This is a genomic window from Chryseobacterium pennipullorum, from assembly GCF_003384725.1.
GTDB lineage: Bacteria > Bacteroidota > Bacteroidia > Flavobacteriales > Weeksellaceae > Chryseobacterium > Chryseobacterium pennipullorum.
Genome location: NZ_QNVV01000017.1, coordinates 1 through 18,259 on the forward strand (window position 1 = coordinate 1; position 18,259 = coordinate 18,259).

The following is an 18,259-nucleotide window of genomic DNA, read 5'->3' on the forward strand; positions in this document are numbered from 1 at the left end:
ACATATTATAATTATTCATAAATTCGTGATGTATTAATCATATAAAAATTATAGTTATGAAAAATTTAAAAAAATTAGACAGAAATGAATTGAAATCTATTTCAGGAGAAGGATTACTTGATCCAATCGGCGGATTAATCGGTGGATTAGGCGGCGTTATCGGTGGGGTAATCGGTGGTGTTGGTGGAGTAGTAGGCGGAGTAGTTGGTGGTGTAGGTTCTACCATCGGTGGTGCACTTGGAGGTGTAGGTACTGTTGTTGGAAATGCATTATGCCAGACACAATGTGTAGTAAACGGTGTAATCCATATCAAATTGCTTGAATGTGGTTCTACTTGCTAAGATTAAGTAAGCAAAACATTTTTTAAAAGTATACCGTCCTCTTCAGGGCGGTTTTTTTATGAATACTGTTGACGAATAATGCAAATATTTTCATAGTTCGTATCTGGCTGAAAGCCGATTAGAAAAAAAACTCTGAAAAATATACTCAAACATCTATGGTTAATTTTTCACTTATCCGTCATTTCTACGGAGTCAAACAGTGATTGGTGTACCATCTGAATAGTATTTTGCAGGCCCCAACTTTTGCGCCTGATCTACTATGGAACCGAAGCACAACTGTCGAATCCATAGGGTTTGGAAGGATCAAGTACAAAAGTTGTGGGGAGAAAAGGATATTTTTCTATTTATACTTTTGCCTTGAAGCAAAAGTATACAAAAATTCAAGACTGGAATCATTCTCTAAAAATTGACCTTGCCTCCTAAAATTTCCAAACTCGCATGGATTCTACATTAGTTCTTCGACTCAATAGGGTGGCCATGCTCAGACACTGGAAATTTTTTAACGGATTCAAGATCAATTTTTTTAACGCTCCTGATTCCTAGGTCGATTAAAGAATACTTACAATTATTTTCGATTGTTCTGACTGTAAGTCGATTAGAAAAAAACTCTGAAAAATATACCCAAACATCTGTGAAAATCTGTGCCATCTGCTGTTATTTTTTTATTACAGGTGAACAGACTCAAGTCCAATCCTAGAATATTGATGCCCGAACGAACAGCAATTGATGTATTTTAATGACTATTTCACTGTCCGGAAAGTCATATTGATCCGGGGCTTCATGGACAGTGGAGATTTGGCAATCCGATGCTCCCAGTGTACCTGAAGGTCACCTTTCATGATCAATAATGAGCCATGTCCGAGAGGAAGGCTGTGCTTGCTCTGATGATCAGCGACATTTCTGAAATCAAAATTACGGACCTGCCCCAGACTTACAGAAGCAATTACAGGCCGGTTGCCCAGTTCACTTTCTTTATCCCGGTGCCAGGCTACAGAATCATTCCCGTCGCGGTATAAATTTAATAGAACAGAATTGAAACGATGCCCGGTTGCCTTTTCAATACGCTGTTTCAGAACCAACAATTCAGGAAGCCAGGCATTCACATCGAAGCGGCTGCCCCCCAATTGATAAGTTTTGTTCTCATCTCCATACCAGGCTGTAAGCCGTGGTGTAAGGACCATTTTATCATACATTTTCTGAGTCCTCTGTTTCCACGGAGCTGTGTTCATCAGAAGTTCTTCCAGTTCTGAAGCTTCCTCCGGGGATAGAAAATGCTCTGTATATTCCAGGAGTTCCTCAGGAAACTGATAATATTCTTTTGAGTTAAACAAGCTGAGCTGCCCCATAATAACGTTATATAATTTTTTCTTTTTGATCACTCAAACTCTAAAATGATTCTACAATGAGAATTGTTCTAAAATGTATCAACAAAATTACAAATTTTGATCTAAAAAAGAGCGTTTTATATTTGAAATGTATGAGTATATATCAAGAGGTCAGTCTTTTCTTTATCTGTACAAAGAGAATAATACATTCTTACCGGAAATTATGGCAATTGGAACCTACTTCGCTAACCTATTCCATCGTATTGCTACTGTATTGCTACAGAAAGTATCGAAAAAAATTAACTCAGGTTTTGGATCAGAAGATCGAGACTTTCTTCTTTATCCAGGTTCAGCTTTTGTTTTATCCGGTATCTTGCCATTAGGATACTTTTAGGATCTACTCCCAAACGACTTGCAATTTCTTTATTGGAGAAGCCCATTAATATATAGGAGCAATGTTTAAGGTCCAGGCGGGTCAGCTTATTATTGGCCTGTTGCTGCAGCCTGCTGAAAAATTCGGGATGGATATTTGCCAGGATTGTCTTTGCCTGCTCAAAATCTCCGTCCATCCGCAGGTCTTCCTTTAAAATTCGTTCCATCTGGCTTTTGAGTGTCCCGCTTTCAGGTTGAGTTGCCAACTGATCGCGCATCGTCTGCAAAAGCTCATTCTTTTGTTCAACCTGCAGGTTGCCGGCCAGCACTTCTTTTTGTAGCCTGTCTTGTCTTTCCTGCAGCAGTTCCTGTTCTGCCTTCAGGCGGGCCGTCTCTTCTGTTTTCAATTTCTGCTGCTGAATAGAGGATTTTAACCGGAAATGATAAGAACGGAAAAGAAAGATAAGAGCCAGTACACCCGCTATAATCAGACCGGCATAAATGAAATTAAGCTTTCTGTTAAAAGTTGCTCTTTCCTTTAGCACTTCCAGTTCTTTCTCCTTCTTTTCTGCTTCATATTGCGCTTCGAGGCTTTGGGCTACAGAAAGTTTTGCCGCATCATATGCTTCCCGCTCGTATTGCATATACTGTTTATAATACTTCAATGCTTTTTCCCCGTTACCACCTTTCTCGGCGACGGTAGCCAGTCCTTTCATCATAGAAGCTTTCACGGTCATACTGCTGCCTGCACTATTCTCTACTTCCGCAAAGCCCGACAGGAATAATCTTTCTGCCTCGGTATAATTTCCTTCAGCCATAGCATATTCGCTTAAGATGCCATAGCAGTTGGCAATAACCTCTTCATGTCTTGTTTTCCTCCCTATTGCCAAAGCAAAGTTGATATATTTTTCGGCGGTTTTTTTATACTCTTTAGGATAGAATTCCCAATATATATTGGCAAGATTTAAAGCTGCCGCTGCTATAGTGATATGATTTACAATTCTCCCGGGCTGTGTTTGGGAAAGCTGCAGTACCTGCTGGTTATAGAATATCGCAGAATCCAGCAGTTTTTTTTGGGAAGGCCCTTTTCTAAATTCCTGTAGAAACGAAGACGTGGTGGCCAGGTAAGCATTACAGATGATATCCGGTTCGCGGGATTGGCGAGCCGACTTCAGGCTTAGCTGCGTGTATTTCTTTAAATTTTTCTGATCTTTAAGATCGGCATAGATACTTGCCAGATAGTGATATACCAGACTCTCATATGCATATGCTTTTTGGCCTTCCAATATTTGAAGTGCTTTAAACAAGCTGGCTGTAGACTTCGATGTATTATTCACAATATATTCCAGCCATCCCTTCCTCAGCCAAACATAGCCGTTAACTACTTTATTTGTGGATTTTGCGGTATATATCAAAGCACTGTCTATATTTTTCTGGGCTCGTACGAGGCTGTCCTGTTGTACATTAAGATAGGTAAGGGTAGCAAAAGCGAAAGCGCTGTACTGGCCATCAGAAATATTATGGCTTAGCTGTAGTGCTTCGTGTGTGACTTTCAAAGCGGACGGCATATCCGTTTCATAGATATTACGACCAAGATGTGAAAGCGTCATCGCTTTCTTTTCAGGACTCAGCCCTGGGCGACGAAGGAGGTTTCTCAGCGAATCTTCAATAATAGACTGTGAGCGGGCATTATGAAGTCCGGCGAAAAACACTAAGATCATTATCAGCTTTATAGGATACTTCATCATGGTAACAGTATAAATTAAAATATAAATGACATAGAGTCGATCAAAACAAAAGTACAATTTGTTCACTGAACTCATTCTATCTTCCAAGCCGGTTTATAATGATATACAGATATACAAGCTGCTGTAGATACATTATAGCATATTTTTGTGGTATTGTAGATACTTTGTAGATGCTCTGTAATTGGAAAATAAAGGTTCAGCCAGCAACTTTGTAACAGAAATAGTAACACCCTAATTTTTATTGTATGAACAACAGAACAACAGCAATGGTCTCTTACATTACTTTTATAGGATGGTTGATCTCCTATTTTTCGTATAGAGACCGGCACGAAAAAGACTCATTTGTCAGCTATCATCTGGAGCAAAGCCTTGGTGTCATGATATTCAGTATCATTGTTTCCATCATTGTTGGTGTATTAATGTCTGTGGTTCCGGCATTATCTCTCCTTTTTTCATTACTGTCGCTCATCCCGCTGATCTTATTGGTTATGGGAATTATTAATGCACTCAATCAGGTAATGAAACCGGTACCTCTGATCGGTAGCTTTTTTGAGAGGAAATTCGCCTTCCTTCAATAAGTTTTCTAAACCGGTAAAAAAGTGATAGAAGAAAGAGCGATGATTGAAAAAATGTTGCAATCATATGCCGGATCTGGTAAAATTGAAGATTATTTGTGCCATTTAACAACCTTTAATAATATAATGATGAAAAGAACAATTTTTATACTCCTCGTTTCAGTACTCTTCCTGAGCATAACAGAATGTACAAGGGATGATTACTCAGATAAACCTGCACAGGAAAGAATTTTGGGAAAATGGAAATTGGTTTCTATAGTAACGGAGGTAATCAGACCCTCGGCTCCTGTGGAAACAAGTACTGAATACGGTCCGGAAGGCAATTATTTTGATTTTCGCAACGATGGAAATGTCTACTATTCTATGGATGGTAATGAAGAACAGTCGGAATCTTACCGTATTGAAAACGAAGATACCCTAAAAATAAGTACAGAGCCCTACTTTATAAAAGAATTAACAGCGAATAAACTGGTTTTTGAATCTGTAAAGGTGAGCCCCACGCGTACCAGAAAACAAACGTATAACTTCAGCCGGTAATCCGGTCTTATACCCTACACAACCTGTAAATCGTTACAAAAAAAAACCATATGAAAACATATAAATTTTTAGCAATACTCGTATTGTTACTTATAAGCTTGATATTAACGGTTGGCTGCCAAAAAAGCAGTTCAGCTGATGAAGAAGACCAAACCACACAGGTCATGCAGCAAAAAATACTGGGCCGGTGGAATCTTGTGGAATTTATTGAAGAAACCAGGGTGGGTGATCAACCTCCTGTGATCATCAACAATGACCCGCAAAATGTATATTTCGAATTTTATGCTAATGGAAAGGGAAAAACCAACGCTGAAGGCGAAGAGGAATTTTCCTATGAAGTAAAAGCCAACAATATCCTGATATTGTGGGAAAATGAACAGAAAATTATTGAACTGACTGATCACAAGCTGACATTTAAAAATACGGCTACTGAAGGAAATACGACCTATACACAAACTTATTTTCTTACCCGTTAAAAATTTAAAATAACTGAAGAAAAATCATGCAGAATTCAGGATCGATGAAAGAGTTTATTCAGAACCATCCGGGTGAAAAAGACAGACTTCCAAGATACAATCCACAGGATGACAATAGGACTGCATTGGGGTGGGCCTGTTTTGTCCTCGTGTTGATCCCTGTAGTTATGATGTATGCTGTATTCAGCAGACTTAAAGAAATCAACAGGATTGAGAATTGGATGTATTATGCAGGTATTGTGCTTTCTTTAGTCTTTGGTGCTTTAACAGCCGTTTTTTTTATCAGGAAAGTAGCCCAAAGAAGAATAGCTGAGCAAAAGAAATATTACAGACTCTATGGTGCTCATTGGCTACCCCAGGAGAAGCGGGAAGCCTTGCAGCTGGATGCACCTGATGGATTCCAATATGGTGAGTGGATAGAAACCCTCGAATACTGGCCATGCGAGATCAGAGGAGCAAGGCCAGAGCATTATAAAACCTTTTTAGTTACCACCAAAGAAGAACGACTGCAGGGTAACGATCAGAGTTGGGGAGTGCTTTCTGAGCAATCCTATCATGAAGTGATCGACCAGCTTTTTAACGGTATGCACAGCCAGCTTTTTGCTGCTGATCAGACATTACTGGAAGCTCATAACCGGCAAAAAATGATTGCCCGTTTAGCAGAGCTTACGCAGCTTTCCGAAAATGATGTACGTCGCTGCTGGCTCGCAAAAGGAAAAAAACCGCCTCAACTGCTCTGGGGGTTTGATCTGAACCGGGTGATAGAGCTTTCCCGCACCTCATTTATGGCGGACATTATTTCAGAACAGGCTGCCTGGAACAATATTCTTCAATCATCAGAATATATCCATGCTCTGTTTGATAACATGGATGATTATTACAATAATTTCAGACTGGGACATGCCTATTGGAGCAACGATTTCACCCTCACGAGCCAAAAAATGAAAGGGCATAACGCGTACAACACAGAATGCAACTGGCCTATTACACACGTGATCTGGCGTAAAAACAGCCTCAGTATTTTACCCGAAGTGATACAGAATGCCTGTGAAACATTTGTAATTCATGAAACACGGAAAACGCAACCCAACATTATCAAAGGATTTCACAAAGGCAATGATTCGGCAGATTAAAAACAGGATTAAAATTTATTTTATTTTTTTAGAACTTCCTGACAGCAAAATACCTGCTGTTAACAGCCCCAGAAAACAGGCGCCTGCCCAAACCATTTTTTTTGAAGTCACAGAAAGCAGTGTTTTCCCGTCAATTCCCGTATTCCCATGAGAGGGTTTCATAATATTTCCTGAAGAAGGTGAATCTTTATTCGCTTTTTTCATGACCATTCTCATCCCTGCTGAGGAAATATGACGGACCGTTCCCGGAAATAACTCATATAAATTTTTAAATACTATCGCCGACCAATCTGGATAAGAAGCATTTACAGGGTTTTTCGCTGTTTTTACAATAGATGCTGCCAGCTTGCGGGGATCAAATGCAGGGGGTGGAGTGGTAAGCTTTATACCGGAATAGTTGGCTGCATGCTCGATTCCTGAAGATTTCTGAAAACCAGGATAAAGCGCACAGATATGGATGTCAGGAAAATCCGACACTTCTCCCTGCAGGGTTTCCACCATGCCCCTGATGCCATATTTGGATGCGGTATATGCTGTTCCATAAGGTGCAGGCATCCATCCTCCAATAGATATATTGTTGAGAAGCACCCCTCTTTTTTGACGTTTGAAAACAGGCAGTACGGCATGGGCGGCATGCATATATCCTAATAGATTGGTTTTGACAATTTGATCCGTAACATCTGACGGAATCTCTTCGAATTTACCAAAAGCGAGGACCCCTGCATTGTTTACCCAGTAATCGATCTTACCACTGAATTCAATTGCCTGATCTACCAGTCGGTTAACCTCTTCTGCAACAGAAACATCTGTAGGAACAGCAAGTACTGATACTCCCATGGTTCTGCATATTGCAGCTGTTTCATTCAGCGCTTCTTCATTACGGGCTGCCAGAACCAAATCTGCTCCCTGCTCTGCAAAGGCTTCTGCCGTCGCTTTACCGATGCCACTGGATGCTCCTGTAATCACTACTGTTTCTCCAAAAAAAGGAGGTTTTCTACTATTTTTCATATGAATAAATTTATGTGAGGTTTGATATAATGCTTTTTATTTTCTTATTTATGTTGCGGTATCTCCTGTATTTCTTTTAGGAAAGAGGATCAGCCGGATAGAAGGGTTGTTGGTAATAAATAAACGGAACCATTCCAGCGCCAGTCTCACTTTACTTCCAAACGCTACCAGAGGAATAATGTGGATGAAAAGCCATGTGAGCCAGGCGAGGAACCCCCTGAAAGAATGTTTGGGAAGGTCTACCACTGCATTGAATTTGGAAATGATGGCCATACTTCCTTTATCATTGTATTCGAAGGTGTGAAGTACTTTACCGTCTTCGATCCGCTTAAAATTTGCACCCAGGTTTTTACCTTGCTGGATGGCAACCTGTGCCAGCTGTGGATGCCCGTTTGGATACTTTTCTTCCGAAAGCATAAGGCTGATGTCTCCCAATGCGTAGATATTCTCTGTTTCTTCCACTTTGTGATAGGCATTAACCAGTAAGCGTCTTCCTTTTCCTATACTTTTTTCCGGAAGCCCCTTGATTTCCCTGCCGATCACTCCGGATGTCCAGATCAGGGTTTCTGTCTCTATAAAATTGCCGTCGCTGAGGATCACTTTTCCATCCACATAATCTTTTACAGATATATTGAGCAGGATCTTTACACCAAGTTCTTTCAATTTCTCGTACGCGGTTTCCTGTGCAAGCTTGCTCATGGGTGAGAGCAAAGTAGGAAGCGCATCAATCAGATAAATGCTGGAAAGATTCAGCTTGATTTCAGGATACTCTTTTTTAGCAATATATTTTCCCATTTCTGCGATCATTCCTGCCAGTTCCACTCCTGTTGGCCCTCCACCTGCGATGACAATATTCTGTAGTTTTTCAGCTTTTTGAATGTCTTTGTTCCGTGCCGCTTCTTCCTGGGTGAGGAGCATATAATTTCTCAGGTAGAGGGCTTCTTCTATATTTTTCATCGGAAGAGCACATTTTCGTACATTTTCCATTCCGAAAAAATTAGATTCCGTGCCCAAACCCAGAACAAGGTAATCATAACTCAGATTTCCGGTATCGGTTTCTATCATATTCTTTTCGGGGAATATTCTGATCAGGCTCCCCATATGAAACTTGACATTTTTGTTGTCAGCAAAAAGTTTTCTGAAAGGATAGCTGATGTTGGAGGCTTCAATAAATGAAGTAGCCACCTGATAAATTAATGGAGGAAAAAAGTGATAATTATTTTTATCTACCAGCGTTATTTTAAATCTTTTGTCGTTCCTGAGAGATTTGATAAGATTGATACCGGCAAATCCTCCTCCTACGATTACGATATGCTTTTTCATAGTATGTACATTGAGTGGTGTACTGTTTTTCATTCAATAACAGGACCAAAGAGGCTGAAAGGTAAATATTTAACATACGATAAGATAATGGTCTGAAATGGAGGAAATACAGCAATGAGAGATCATTCTTTATTTTTTTTATTCATTGTCTGCATGATGTTTGCAGGAGCTGTACACAACAAACACCCTAAAATATATAATATGAATACCGACATTTTAACAGAAAAACATCTATTGGGATTAGGAGGAGTCGCCATAGGAACTGCTTTTGAAAATATAACGGATGAGCAGGCGTATGAAATACTAAACACCGCCTGGGATACGGGAATCCGGTATTTTGATACCTCTCCATGGTACGGGCTTACCAAAAGTGAAAGACGCTTCGGACATTTTCTGAAAGATAAAGACAGAGATGATTTTGTTTTTTCTACAAAGGTTGGAAGGCTTTTCACCGAAGTTCCTGAGTCTGAAGTACCTCCCACGATGTGGAAAAAGCCTCTTAACTATGATTTCCGCCACGATTACACCGCTGATGCCATAAAAAAATCGATTGAGGACAGCCTGCAGCGCACGGGGCTTGATCATATTGATATTGTATATATCCATGATCTCTCGGAAGACCAGGTAGGTGACCGCTATCCCTATTTCCTGGAACAGGCAAGGAAAGGAGCCTTCAAAGTGCTTTCCGAAATGCGTGATCAGGGGATGATTAAAGCTTGGGGAATGGGCGTGAACAAAATAGAACCTATTATCGATTGTATAGCATCTGCAGACCCCGACATCTGTCTTTCTGCAACCCAATATTCTATCCTTGAACATGAAGATGCGGTGGACAGACTTCTTCCTGCCGTAAAAAAGGCCGGCGTAAAACTGGTTTCCGGAGCGGGATATAATTCAGGGTTTATCGCAGGAAGAGCCCGGTACAATTACAAAGATGTCATTCCAAAAGGAATGGCTGAAAAACGTGACCGGATTTCTGAGATTGCCCGAAAATATGAGGCAGATATTATTGCTGCAGCGCTTCATTTTGTATTGGCAGCTGATGAATTTGCTTCCATTATTCCTGGAGCCGGAAAACCCGAGCAGGTAAAAGATAATATGAGAGCTCTGCAAACAGAGATTCCTTCAGAATTTTGGAACGAGCTGAAAAGGGAAGGCCTGATTTATGAGAAAGCTCAAGTTCCCGACCAAAGATAGGCAATGTTTTTGTTGTATATTTCCCCTGTATAATTCAAAGCGTATTACATTTCTGTTATATCATTAGCGTATGAAAATCTTAATTGTTGAGGATGAACCAGTACTGGCAAGAAGCATCTCTGAATACCTTTCAGAGGAAAATTATCTCTGCGAATCTGCCGGCAGGTTCAGTGAAGCTATGGAAAAAATAAATCTGTTCCAGTATGACTGTATTGTGCTGGACCTCATGCTTCCGGATGGAAATGGTCTGTGCATTCTTCAGGAACTGAAACGACAGCAGAAACAGGACGGTGTTATTATAATTTCTGCTAAAGATGCTCTAGATGATAAGATTGAGGGACTAAGATTGGGGGCTGATGATTATCTCACCAAGCCTTTTCATCTTTCCGAACTTATGGCAAGGGTGTATTCCATTATCCGCAGAAAGCATTTTGGCAGCTGTAATGTCATAGAACAGAATGAAATCAGGATTGATCTGCTGGCTAAAACGGTTAGGGTTAATGAAAATATAGTTGCATTAACTAAAAAAGAGTTTGACCTTCTGATCTATTTTATCGGAAACAAAAATAAAGTAATTTCCAAAAGCACATTGGCGGAACATCTCTCCGGTGATCTTGCTGATATGCTTGATAATCATGATTTTGTCTATGCCCATGTGAAAAACCTAAAGAAAAAAATGTATGATGCCGGTTGCGGACAGTATCTGAAGACCGTATATGCCACGGGATATAAGTGGGAGAAATAAGACTGTAGAACATCCATTAACTCTATATAGTTGAAGCCTCTATTAACCAAAACTACGAAACCTTTTCTTATCTATGTACTTGTTGTACTGATGATAAGTATCCCTGTGTATTATTTTGTGGTAGATACCATATGGAAAAGTGAACTGGATGAGCATAACCATATCATTATAGAAAAGACGGCATATGAATTTAACCATTTAAAACTTTCAGAAGAGGAACTCGAAAAAAGCATTCGCCTGTGGAATCATATCCAGCCTGAAACCAGTATTGAAAAGATCTCCGCTGATTCTGCGAAAAGGGATGTTGTCTACACCAATGAAATGTATACTTCGTTTTTATCAGGTCATAAAGTGGAGCGGTACAGATGTCTCAAAAAGGTTGTATACATTCAGGACCGCCCTTATCTTTTTACTGTGGAGACCAATATTGAAGAAGCTCATGAAACCATCATTGTGATTGCCCTGATTACAGCATTTTTCTTTATACTTATTGTGCTGGGACTGCTGTATCTAAACAGGAGGTTATCCGTTTCGGTGTGGAAGCCTTTCAGAAATACATTGGACCAGCTGAAGCACTTTAATCTCAACAGCCAGACTACCATTCAGTTTCCATCGTCTGATACAAAAGAGTTTGAAGAGCTTAATGAATCGCTTCAAAAACTGATAGAACGGAATGTTTCCGTCTATAAATCCCAGAAAGAATTTACTGAAAATGCATCTCATGAACTCCAGACTCCACTTGCCATCATGAAGAACAAGCTGGATCTTCTGCTCCAGGATGAGCACCTTACAGAAAACCAGTATCGGATTGCAGAAGAAATGAATAGAGCCATTACCAGAAGCTCGAGAATCAATAAAAATCTCCTTCTGCTGGCTAAAATAGACAACAGCCAGTTCGATAATTCTGAGGTCCTCAGGTTTGATGTTCTTCTTCTTCAAAGCATTGCGCTTTTTCAGGAGCATTTTGACCAGAAAAATATTTCTATCGAGAAACACATTTCAAATGATATTCAGGTTCGTGGAAACAGTAATCTCACAGAAATACTCATCCATAACCTGATCACCAATGCAATCCGTCACAGCTCTTCCGAGGGGATTGTTGCCTTGAGCCTGAAAGAATCTTTTTTCGAAATTTCCAATCCGGGAACAGGGGAACTCAACACGGATTTGATGTTTAAAAGATTTTCAAAACTTTCAGATGACTACAGCGGAAACGGTCTTGGATTATCTATTATTCAGGAAATCTGCAAATTTCATCAGTGGGGTATCAGCTACAGATTCGAAAATAATCGCCATATTTTTACTATTACTTTTTAGCGAAAAAGGGAAGATTTATAACAATTCAGAATTTATTCTAAATCGGTTTGCATTTTTGTACGAGAATATATGGAAGTATACAGTACAAGATGAAAAAAATATTTATTTACTCCGGTATTTTTATGACGATGCTGGGGAAAGCTGCGGTAAAGAATGATACGGTAAGAATAGAGGAGCCCAAACAAGACAGCCTTATCACAGGCATTCAAAAAAATAGGCTGAATTATAAAAGCCTCATTATACCTGCCGCATTCATTGGTTACGGAATAGCGGGATTAACCACAAAAGGACTACGGGAACTTAATGTGGATACCAAAAAGGAAATTAATGAACACCAACCCACCCGGATCAAATTTGATGACTACACTCAATATGCTCCGGGACTTATCGTGTATGGGCTGAACCTCGCAGGCGTAAAAGGGAAACATAATTTACGTGACCGGACGATTATCTATGCTTCTTCTCAACTGATTGCCGCTACTTTTACATTGCCATTAAAATACCTCATAAAAGAGGAGAGACCCGATGGATCCAATACCATGTCCTTTCCTTCCGGGCACGCGGCGACTGCATTTTCAAATGCTCAATTTATGTTCCGGGAATACAAGGATACCAATTTTTGGCTGAGTCTCTCCGGATATCCTTTTGCGGTTTTTACCGGAGTATACCGGATGCTGAATGATAAGCACTGGCTTGGAGATGTAGTAGCAGGAACAGGTTTTGGAATCCTTTCCACAGAACTGGCGTATTGGCTGTTTCCGAAAATTGATGCTTTACTCCGCGGAAAACATAAGAATAAACCCCAGCTTTCTTCAACGATGGTGATGCCGTTTTATCAGAACAATGCGGTGGGAATAGGGCTGATTAAGAGTTTTTAGATCTAAAGAGAGAGGTTTTTAAGGATAGGGCTCAAAAGTTGGGGCAAGGTCAATTTTTAGCGTATGATTCCAGTCTTGAACTTTTGCTTCAAGGCAAAAGTTTAGATTAAGAAAATACGATCTTCCTGCAATTATGCACGAATTCTTACACTACTTTTGCTTTGCGTACGACCCTTGCCAGCAAAGCCGGAAAGAATCTTTTAAGATAGATTCCCATCACTTCTTTACCACCTATGGCTTTCTGGTTTTTCTTTTTTTCAATGGCATCAAGCATTTTTCCGGCAAAAATATCAACGGGCATTCCTTTTCCGGTGGCATCATCCATGGTTCCCTGCTGTGAACCGTCTCCGGTAACAGCATTAATGGATATATTGGTCTGTATAAACCCTGGACAGATGATGGTAACCAGAATTTTATCATCGTATAGCTCTGCCCGTAATGCATCAAAAAAGCCATGAAGTGCATGTTTTGCTCCTGCATACCCGCTCCTCATAGGGGCACCGAAAATTCCCATAAGGCTAGAGACAACGGCAATCTGACCGCCACCATTGTCCATCATATAAGGGACTACAGCTTTTGTCAGGGCTACGGTTCCGATGTAATCTACATCCATTAAGCGTTTATCAACCTCGATATCTGTATCTATGGCCAAAGAACGTTGTGAAAGCCCTGCATTATTAATCAGGATATCCACTTTTCCAAACTTTCCGATGGCTTGGGAAGCCTTCTCCGGCATGTCCTTATAATGCAGCAGATCCAGCGGAAGTATAGCATACCGGTCAGGTTGAAGACCGGATCTTTCGGCGACCCGGTGCAGTTCTTCTTCCTTTCTGGACGACAGAATGATTTTCGCATTGCTTTTTGCAGCAAGTTCTTTTACCAGCGCTTCTCCGATTCCTGACGATGCCCCGGTAATCCAAACTACTTTATCATTAAAATACCTGCTCATTATAGATAGATTGTCAATTCAAATGTTGTTATTGTATTCCGGCTATATATTTTCCGGCTTTCATTCCCGAGAAAATACATCCACCCAGAAATGTTCCTTCCAAAGCACGGTAGCCATGCATACCGCCCCCTCCAAATCCAGCAGCCTCACCCGCAGCATACAGTCCTTCAATGATGCTGTCATCTTCGCGGAGAACCTGCCCGTTCAGATTGGTTTTTATACCACCCAGCGTTTTTCGGGTTAGGATATTGAGACGCACAGCAATGAGCGGGCCGTTTTCAGGGGCTAATATCTTATGTGGAGAGGCCACACGTCCGAGCTTGTCACCCAGATAGTTCCGGGTATTCCTTATATAATTGACCTGGGTATCCTTAGAAAATTGATGATCCAGTTCCCGGTCCCGGGCTTCAATCTGGGATTTTATTTTTTCATATTTCAGAAGATGGTCCCCGGACAGCTTATTCATCCGATTCACGAGGTCTTCCAGATTGTCAGAAACAATAAAATCTTTCCCATGTTCCTTAAAGGCTTCCACAGGTCCCGGTGCCTTCCTTCCGAAAATTCTTTTCAGAAAAAGAGCGTAATCCCTGTTGGTAATATCCGGATTCTGCTCAGAGCCGGAAAGGGCAAATTCCTTTTTAATAATTTTTTGAGTAAGGATAAACCATGAATATGAAAACCCTGTATCCTGGATGTATTTTAAAGTTCCCAAGGTGTCAAATCCAGGTAAAAAAGGTGCCGGAAGCCGGTTTCCCCGGGCATCAAACCATAAGGAAGAAGGACCCGGTAATATTCTGATTCCATGATCTGGCCAGATGGGATTCCAGTTTTGAAGACCTTCCGTATAATGCCACATCCTGTCGGGGTTGATAATATCGGCACCGGCATTTTCTGCAATGCCTATCATCTTCCCATCCACATAGGCAGGTACTCCGCAAACCATATGCTCAGGGGCCTTTCCCAATCTTTCAGGCCAGTTTTTCCGGACCAGTTCATGATTGGCACCTATGCCTCCGGAAGCGATCAGTATGTGGGGAGCATTATAGTCAAAGTGGGCAATAATATTCCTGTTGGTGGCGACACCTCTTTCCTGATCATCTTCTTCCAGAATATCGCCTTTCACACCGGTTGCTCTGCCATTTTCAACTTTTAATTCTGTTACCCGATGTCTGAATTTCATCCGGAGCAGTCCTTTATCTCTGGCTTGGTATGCTTTATCTACAAAGGGCTTGATTACTCCCGTGCCAGTTCCCCAGCTTACGTGAAAGCGGGGTACGGAATTTCCGTGACCGGTTGCTGATCCGTCTCCACGTTCTGCCCATCCTACCATAAACATCAGCTTGATTCCCAGGCTGGAAATGTATTTGTATTTTTCACCTGCCGCGAATTTCAGGTAGGCTTCTGCCCATTGGCGGGGCCAGTAATCTTCTTTTCGGTCAAAACCCGCTGTTCCTTTCCAGTCCTGGAGCGCCAGCTCATAAGAATCTTTAATTCCCATTCTTCGCTGCTGGGGCGAATTGATGAGAAAGAGACCTCCGAATGACCAGAACGCCTGGCCACCTATATTTTGCTCAGTTTCCTGATCCAGTAAAAGTACTTTTTTTCCGGTATTGGTCATTTCCATTGCAGCAGTAAGTCCTGCCAGTCCGGTTCCTATGATAATAGCATCAGGCTGGAATTTTTCCTCCATTTTTCAACGGTATTTTTATTGAATATTACTTTACATAAATGTATAAAATATTTGTATCTTAATGAATAAAACGTTTTAAAATATATCGCAGTTTCATTTTAAAATTGAATAATTACCCACATAAAAGTGCTATTCTTTATCTTTGCCATGATCGAAAATTATGTAAGACTATACTATGAAAGAATCCAAAAAATACAAAGCATTTTCCATAGACAGTGACGGCACACGCCACCTTATTGAGGCTGACACCATTATTATTCAGCTTGAAGAAGAGGAGATTGAGATTTCCCTTCTGCCGCCACACCCTGTCTTTCAGGGGAAACTGACTTTGACCACCGGATCTGCTGTTCGTGGTCGTGAACAGGAGAGAGGAGCGGGGACGCATTTTACGATAGAGCCTGGGGCTTCTAATGTAATCCACATCACTCCCAAAAAATATGCAAAAGGGAAGTAGATTTCCGACCATACTGGCTTTCTTTCCTTAGCAAAACATTTTTATCTTTGTTAAAAATAGAAAAATGAAGTATTTGTTTATTATGCTTTGCCTTGTCTGCTCCTTTTTCAGCCAGGCCCAGCAAAAACAAGATCCATGGAAAGACAGCCAGCTGATGGATCCCGCACTGCTGGCTTCAAGAATTGTGCAGAATAAGGTAAAAGACCTGGTGATTATTTCGGTAGGGCCTGAGGCTATTGTAAAAGGTTCTGTAGACATAGGGCCGACTCATGAGCCTGAAAATCTTGAAAAATTAAGAAATTATCTAAAAGATATACCCCAGGATAAGGAAGTGGTAATCTACTGCGGTTGCTGCCCGTTTGTAAAATGTCCCAACATTCATCCGGCTTTCGCATTGCTGATGGAAATGGGCTTTACCAAGGCAAAGCTTCTTAACCTCCCTAAAAACATCAAAACCGACTGGCTGGATAAAGATTACCCCACCAATGATTAGTATGAAGAACCATTTTACCTTATTCTTTTTTATTGTGTTTTCGGGATATCTATTCTCACAGAACAAAATAGAAACAGGAAAAAAAGCTCCTGAAATTACCCTGTCCAAAGCAGATGGATCGTCCTTTTCTCTGTCAAGTCTTAAAGGAAAGGTGGTCCTGATTGATTTTTGGGCGACCTGGTGTGCTCCATGTGTAGAAGAACAGCCTGCACTGAAAACATTGTATGACACCTATTCTGATCAGGTGGAAAATAATCAATTTGAAATTTTGGGTGTTTCTCTGGATAAAAGTAAAGAAAGCTGGCAGAAAGCAATCGACAGATTTTCGATAAGCTGGCCCCAGGTCAGCGACTTGAAATTTTGGAAAAGCCCGGTAGCAAAATCGTATGAGATCGATGAGCTTCCTTTTAATGTCATTGTAGACGGTGAGGGAACTATTATTGCCAAAAACCTTCATGGCAAAGATCTAGAAGTGTTTTTAAAGAAAACCTTTACTCAGAAGTAAAACCATGGCCAGTCCTAAATAAGCGTTACAGATTAATAGGAAAAGTTATTAATCATTTATAAGATAGTTGTCGGTTTATTTCGGCAACTATCTTTGTTTTTATTATTTGCTTTAAAATATTAGTTTACTTTTTTACAAGAGCTGTAAAGCTTGAACCTGTTTTTTTAACGCAGCGTTCGCAAAGTTATTGGTGTTGTGTATGATTTTCGCTTGCAATGGCACTTCGTTCAGCAAGGTTTTTTTCTGCTGAGTGAAACGCTTTAGCGATCGTTTTTTGTATAAGAACTACGAAAACTTAGCGCCTCATTGCGTGGTGAATAATTTATTTTCACTTAATATAATAGTCTTTCGGCTGTAAGACTTCAGCTCCCCGGATTTCAGATTGAATAAAATAGACTCCGGCAGGTATCGCCAAAATATCAATGCCTTTGCCTTCAGTGCTCTGCTCTTTTACAAGAGCTGTAAAGCTTGAACCTGTTTTTTTAACGCAGCGTTCGCAAAGTTATTGGTGTTGTGTATGATTTTCGCTTGCAATGGCACTTCGTTCAGCAAGGTTTTTTTCTGCTGAGTGAAACGCTTTAGCGATCGTTTTTGTATAAGAACTACGAAAACTTACAGCCGTACAAATGGTAAAACTATTTTGTTTTGATATACATTTCAACGTCATTGATATACTGTACGAAAAACATCTGTTTTCTACGGTATAACTTTACTTTATGAAAACAAATTTCTTTCTCCGTTTTGCATTGGCCGTTGTTTTACTGATGCACAGTGTGGTTTCCATCTTCAGTGGAGATGTTAATAATTTCGGGCGTGTTTACCTGGACAGTATAGGATTCAGTCCGATGGGATTGTATTTGGCGTGGGCAGTAAAGCTGGCTCATCTGCTGTCGGTGCCATTACTTTTGCTCAACCGGCATATACAACCTGTAGCGGTCGTCAATATATTGATTTTTTTGGGTGGAATTTATTTTGTTCATAGCCAGAACGGTTGGTTTGTCGTAGGAGGTGGAACAAATGGCGTTGAGTTTAATTTTCTTCTGATTTTCTGTTTTATCAATCTTGTATTTCCTGATATTCATTGGAGAAAACAATCTAAATCATTGTAATAAGGATGATTTCGCGTTTGACAATCTGACAATGATTCAAAAGCCTGTCGTTTATAGACTCATAGATGTATTTTGTAGATTTTA

Annotated in this window: 19 protein-coding genes; 13 read left to right on the forward strand and 6 right to left on the reverse strand. The window is 40.5% G+C overall.

Going from position 1 to position 18,259, the window contains the following annotated elements; translation table 11 throughout:
• Window positions 1-56 precede the first annotated feature (56 nt).
• A complete protein-coding gene (locus DRF67_RS21605; RefSeq protein WP_449384854.1) occupies window positions 57-341 on the forward strand; it encodes a bacteriocin-like protein in 285 nt (94 codons plus the stop codon).
• A 740-nt stretch (window positions 342-1,081) separates the two neighbouring features.
• On the opposite strand, the gene DRF67_RS16315 is transcribed toward DRF67_RS21605, so the two are convergent.
• Window positions 1,082-1,687, reverse strand: coding sequence for an alpha-ketoglutarate-dependent dioxygenase AlkB family protein (locus tag DRF67_RS16315; RefSeq protein WP_115929370.1), 606 nt, complete (start codon window positions 1,685-1,687; stop codon window positions 1,082-1,084).
• Between the two features lie 278 nt (window positions 1,688-1,965).
• The gene (locus DRF67_RS16320) at window positions 1,966-3,759 is read right to left on the reverse strand and encodes a helix-turn-helix transcriptional regulator (RefSeq protein WP_165851817.1); all 1,794 of its coding nucleotides are present in this window, start codon (window positions 3,757-3,759) and stop codon (window positions 1,966-1,968) included.
• A 272-nt stretch (window positions 3,760-4,031) separates the two neighbouring features.
• Between DRF67_RS16320 and DRF67_RS16325 the strand changes: the two genes are divergently transcribed.
• The 4 genes from DRF67_RS16325 to DRF67_RS16340 all read left to right on the forward strand — a co-directional run bounded on the left by DRF67_RS16325 (window position 4,032) and on the right by DRF67_RS16340 (window position 6,507).
• Entirely contained in the window at window positions 4,032-4,364 is a 333-nt protein-coding gene (locus tag DRF67_RS16325) for a DUF4870 domain-containing protein (protein ID WP_115929372.1), read from the forward strand.
• A 126-nt stretch (window positions 4,365-4,490) separates the two neighbouring features.
• The gene (locus DRF67_RS16330; protein ID WP_165851818.1) at window positions 4,491-4,898 is read left to right on the forward strand and encodes a lipocalin-like domain-containing protein; all 408 of its coding nucleotides are present in this window, start codon (window positions 4,491-4,493) and stop codon (window positions 4,896-4,898) included.
• Window positions 4,899-4,948: 50 nt separating this feature from the next.
• Window positions 4,949-5,374, forward strand: coding sequence for a lipocalin family protein (locus tag DRF67_RS16335; RefSeq protein ID WP_115929374.1), 426 nt, complete (start codon window positions 4,949-4,951; stop codon window positions 5,372-5,374).
• Window positions 5,375-5,400: 26 nt separating this feature from the next.
• Window positions 5,401-6,507: a DUF1266 domain-containing protein gene (locus DRF67_RS16340; protein ID WP_115929375.1), complete on the forward strand. Its 1,107-nt coding sequence runs from the start codon at window positions 5,401-5,403 to the stop codon at window positions 6,505-6,507.
• Between the two features lie 15 nt (window positions 6,508-6,522).
• Here DRF67_RS16340 and DRF67_RS16345 read toward each other — a convergent pair whose 3' ends face one another.
• Both DRF67_RS16345 and DRF67_RS16350 read right to left on the reverse strand, forming a co-directional pair.
• Complete coding sequence (locus DRF67_RS16345; RefSeq protein ID WP_115929376.1) at window positions 6,523-7,515, reverse strand: SDR family oxidoreductase; 993 nt, start codon at window positions 7,513-7,515, stop codon at window positions 6,523-6,525.
• Window positions 7,516-7,563: 48 nt separating this feature from the next.
• On the reverse strand, window positions 7,564-8,838 hold the full coding sequence (locus tag DRF67_RS16350) for an NAD(P)/FAD-dependent oxidoreductase (protein WP_115929456.1): 1,275 nt from the start codon (window positions 8,836-8,838) through the stop codon (window positions 7,564-7,566).
• Between the two features lie 201 nt (window positions 8,839-9,039).
• On the opposite strand from DRF67_RS16350, the gene DRF67_RS16355 reads away from it, so the two are divergent.
• The 4 genes from DRF67_RS16355 to DRF67_RS16370 all read left to right on the forward strand — a co-directional run bounded on the left by DRF67_RS16355 (window position 9,040) and on the right by DRF67_RS16370 (window position 12,975).
• A complete protein-coding gene (locus DRF67_RS16355; protein ID WP_185142123.1) occupies window positions 9,040-10,035 on the forward strand; it encodes an aldo/keto reductase in 996 nt (331 codons plus the stop codon).
• A 70-nt stretch (window positions 10,036-10,105) separates the two neighbouring features.
• Window positions 10,106-10,780: a response regulator transcription factor gene (locus DRF67_RS16360; RefSeq protein WP_115929378.1), complete on the forward strand. Its 675-nt coding sequence runs from the start codon at window positions 10,106-10,108 to the stop codon at window positions 10,778-10,780.
• 30 nt (window positions 10,781-10,810) lie between these two features.
• Window positions 10,811-12,097 carry a sensor histidine kinase gene (locus DRF67_RS16365; protein WP_115929379.1) on the forward strand — a complete coding sequence of 429 codons (1,287 nt, stop codon included), beginning with the start codon at window positions 10,811-10,813 and terminating at the stop codon, window positions 12,095-12,097.
• Window positions 12,098-12,186: 89 nt separating this feature from the next.
• Window positions 12,187-12,975, forward strand: coding sequence for a phosphatase PAP2 family protein (locus DRF67_RS16370; RefSeq protein WP_115929380.1), 789 nt, complete (start codon window positions 12,187-12,189; stop codon window positions 12,973-12,975).
• Window positions 12,976-13,120: 145 nt separating this feature from the next.
• Here DRF67_RS16370 and DRF67_RS16375 read toward each other — a convergent pair whose 3' ends face one another.
• Both DRF67_RS16375 and DRF67_RS16380 read right to left on the reverse strand, forming a co-directional pair.
• Complete coding sequence (locus DRF67_RS16375; protein WP_115929381.1) at window positions 13,121-13,924, reverse strand: SDR family oxidoreductase; 804 nt, start codon at window positions 13,922-13,924, stop codon at window positions 13,121-13,123.
• Between the two features lie 28 nt (window positions 13,925-13,952).
• Entirely contained in the window at window positions 13,953-15,614 is a 1,662-nt protein-coding gene (locus tag DRF67_RS16380) for an FAD-binding dehydrogenase (RefSeq protein WP_115929382.1), read from the reverse strand.
• A 175-nt stretch (window positions 15,615-15,789) separates the two neighbouring features.
• On the opposite strand from DRF67_RS16380, the gene DRF67_RS16385 reads away from it, so the two are divergent.
• From DRF67_RS16385 to DRF67_RS16400, 4 genes are all read left to right on the forward strand, one after another.
• Window positions 15,790-16,068, forward strand: coding sequence for a hypothetical protein (locus DRF67_RS16385; RefSeq protein WP_115929383.1), 279 nt, complete (start codon window positions 15,790-15,792; stop codon window positions 16,066-16,068).
• A gap of 64 nt (window positions 16,069-16,132) precedes the next feature.
• Window positions 16,133-16,561, forward strand: coding sequence for a rhodanese-like domain-containing protein (locus DRF67_RS16390; protein WP_115929384.1), 429 nt, complete (start codon window positions 16,133-16,135; stop codon window positions 16,559-16,561).
• A 1-nt stretch (window position 16,562) separates the two neighbouring features.
• Window positions 16,563-17,066 carry a TlpA family protein disulfide reductase gene (locus tag DRF67_RS16395; protein ID WP_228435834.1) on the forward strand — a complete coding sequence of 168 codons (504 nt, stop codon included), beginning with the start codon at window positions 16,563-16,565 and terminating at the stop codon, window positions 17,064-17,066.
• A 716-nt stretch (window positions 17,067-17,782) separates the two neighbouring features.
• Window positions 17,783-18,175, forward strand: coding sequence for a DoxX family protein (locus tag DRF67_RS16400; protein WP_115929386.1), 393 nt, complete (start codon window positions 17,783-17,785; stop codon window positions 18,173-18,175).
• The last annotated feature ends 84 nt before the right edge of the window (window positions 18,176-18,259 follow it).